Annotated in this window: 3 protein-coding genes; all 3 read left to right on the top strand. The window is 52.7% G+C overall.

The features are described 5' to 3' along the window. A partial coding sequence (locus tag B9A24_RS22165; RefSeq protein ID WP_200813995.1) for a hypothetical protein occupies nt 1-482 on the top strand: 482 nt, incomplete at its 5' end. A gap of 1,242 nt (nt 483-1,724) precedes the next feature. Further along, complete coding sequence (locus B9A24_RS20815) at nt 1,725-2,678, top strand: replication initiation protein (protein WP_084447968.1); 954 nt, start codon at nt 1,725-1,727, stop codon at nt 2,676-2,678. A 121-nt stretch (nt 2,679-2,799) separates the two neighbouring features. Next, nucleotides 2,800-3,072: a hypothetical protein gene (locus B9A24_RS20810; protein ID WP_084447965.1), complete on the top strand. Its 273-nt coding sequence runs from the start codon at nt 2,800-2,802 to the stop codon at nt 3,070-3,072. Nucleotides 3,073-3,178 lie beyond the last annotated feature (106 nt).

The raw sequence follows: 3,178 nt of genomic DNA, 5'->3' as shown, positions 1-3,178 counted from the left end.
ACGGCACCGAAGCCGGCTACGACGTCACCTTCCTCGCCGACGCCATCGGCGCCGCCGGCCTGCCCGAGTACGAAGCCGCCATCCACATCAACTTCCCCCTGATTTCCAACGGCGTCATCACCGTCGACGACTTCCTGGCCAGCATCGAACACCCACCCGTGCCCGCCGTCGAAGCCGGCGACACGGTGCATGGCTCCGACGACGGTGAAATTGGCAACGTAAAGAAAGTGGTGAACGACGGCGCCGGCCCAGGCTACCTGGTAGTAGGGCAGGGCCTGCTCAAGAGCGACGTCTACATCCCCCTCGACGCCGTGGTGCGGCGCAGCGGTACCGACGTGTTCATCAACTTGCCCCAATTGATAGTGGGCAAGATGCCCTGGACCGAGCCGCCCACGGCCGCCACGACCAGCGCCAAGCAGGGCCCGCCGGCCGCCGCCGTGGAGAAGCTCTACGGCTCCTACGCCCCCACGGGCCGGGCCTAAGCCGGAGCATTGCGTGCCGCAACTAGCCTACTTATGTGGGGTTGATATAGCCAATGGCTGCCTGGCGCAGCCATTGGTTTTCCCGGGCCGCCGCGTGTTCGCAGGCAGCTCGGGGTTGCGTTAGTAGTTGGACCAAGAATTACGATAAGCGTATATAACACTGATTAACAAGGTTTTCGAGCATGTACCGGCTTGATTCTTCTGCTGTTTGCTTTGGTCAATAGTTCGATATAGTCTCGCGTTGAATGCATGAGAGGAGGCACGAAAACGAGGGATTTCGGGTACCAGCTACTTCCTACCTCTTTGGAGTTGTCAGCCGGGCAAAAACTTGGTATCCGAAACCCATAGCCGCAATCAAAGTACCCGCTAGGCCCTTTTTATAGCTTTCTGGTACCCTGAACAACGTCCACTGACCTTTTGAGTAACGGGGAGACCGACCTGCCACTCAAGGCTACTTTTAGCAAATTGCCTCGCTCAAGTTGAGCTTCCAGCCATTGAAGTCGAAGGCTGATTTCCCCTGTTTACCGCCTTGCCGTAATTCTTGGTCCAACTACTAACGCAACCCTAGTAAATAGCTTCAAACCAAGTAATTGACGGCTTAGCGTGTAAATCCGGCTTTTTGGAAGAAGAACCCCTTTTTCCTGTGCCTTCCTGCCAGCTGCTCTTGGTGCACCCATCCTTCGCCCTCCTGCTTACCTTGCCCTGGCCACCTACTGCACTTCCCAACCAGTTCCCTACCTGGTCATGCTCTCCCTGCCTGTTTCCTGAGCTACTCCCGTGTCTTTGGCCTCAGCACTCCCAAGTCCATAGCAGTACATAAACTCGACAATAATTTTTATAAACTATTGATTACCAATGATATATACTTTATTAAATGCGCGCAAGTTACTGGCTTCTAGGACTTTGCTGTTTTTGTTTTGCTCGCGCCGTTGTACTCTCAACCAGTCCCTAAAAGCCTTTTTTTTCTCGCGCGAACACCAATTGGTGTATTTGTAAGTCTTTGTTCTATTTGAGGGCTTTGTACTGTATTGATTATCAAAGTTTTATAGCACTTATAAACGGGTTTTAGTGGGTGAGAAACGGGTTTTAGTGGGTGAGAAACGGGTTTTAGTGGGTGAGAAACGGGTTTTAGTGGGTTGAGAAACGGGTTTTAGTGGGTTAAAAACGGGTTCTAAAAACGGAATCCGAATATAATACCCGTTTCCTCATTATAATTGCTGAATAATCAGTCAGTAAGACCTTATGAGCAAGGACCTGGAAATTCGCCAACACAACGCCTTAACTAATGCTCGCTACGAGTATTCAGAGTTGCAGCTTGACTTGCTGTTCTTTCTTATCTCTAAGCTCCGCAAAGACCAACAGGATAGAGTTTATGAATTGAATATCAAGGATTTGTCCCTACTGACTGGCAAAAAATATAATGCTGCCTATCTACACAAAGCGACGGCTGATATGGGTAGCCGTGTGTTTGAAGTCCAGACTGAAACTCGGTATCGGCAGCTATGGATGTTTCAGCGCGTGGACTACCTACTTGGGCAAGGAATCATTGAAATCAAGCTTACAGAGGACATTACTCCCTATTTATTTGATCTAAAAGAGAATTTCACTAGCTATGAATTGGCTTCGGCACTGCGCCTCACTAGCAAATATGCTAAGCGGATTTACCAGTATTGCAGTCAATGGAAAGACCAGGGCGAAACCAAAAAGTATGACATTCAGGATTTCAAGATGATGCTTGGCTTGCTTGACGACAAGGGCAAGGATAAAGCTATCAGAATGAGTGACTTTCGGGAAAGTGTGCTGGATGTGGCCGTGAAGCAAATCAACGAGCACACCGAACTACATATCAGTTACAAGCTTGAAAAACGGGTTAGAACATACAAGAACATTGTTTTCACAGTCAAGTCGCAAGCCCTGGCCGAAACCATCCCCTTCGACCTGGTGGCCACAACTCAGGATGTGCCGGGGGTGCAACAAAGTCACTTCGACAACGCCGCCCGCATCCTGGACGAACTGCGCATCACCGATGCCAAGCACCGGCAAACCATCTTGGCCAGCGCCGCCCACGTCGCGGAAGTCAACCGCTACAACCACGACCTGAAAACGGGCAAAGTCAAAGCCAGCCGCAATCCTGGGGGTCTGCTGCTCGTGCGCCTGGGCCTAGTCGCGGCCAAAACTTCGCCGCCCGTCGCCTAGCCGTTCTTTGTGGGGTTCTTCTTCCTATTGGGCGGATTTACACGCTAAGCATGACAAAAACATGGGCCAACCAAAATAGTCTTTGTCCGTACGGTCAAGGTTACACCCCTGATTGCAGTAGATGCCCACCCTTGACTTTACGCCCATTTCCCCGGACCTGCCGGCCGCCGAACAAGAAGCCCGCCGCAAGCGGCAGCATCACGCCGAATGGGGCGTGGCCGTGGCCGTGGCCCGGCTGGGCAAGGCCGACGTCACGCCGGCCATGCTCCAGGACCTGCAACGCTACATCGACGGGGAGTTGAGCCTGGAAGCGTTGGAAGCCCTGGGCGAGCCGACGAGTCCCGCGGCGCGGGTCTTGGCCGCTACCGTCAGCCGGGCCCGGTTCGCCCGGTAGGGAAAAGGGCTCCGGCCTTTTTTCGGCTTTAGACAAATAGGATTTTGGGCAAGGTCGCGGGCGGGTTTCTTTCCCGCTGGTTCCTTAGAAAAGTCGCTTAACATGG

This window comes from Hymenobacter roseosalivarius DSM 11622 (assembly GCF_900176135.1).
Taxonomy (GTDB): Bacteria; Bacteroidota; Bacteroidia; order Cytophagales; family Hymenobacteraceae; genus Hymenobacter; species Hymenobacter roseosalivarius.
Note: the sequence above shows the minus strand (reverse complement) of the source record. Positions and strands in the feature narration are given on the sequence as shown.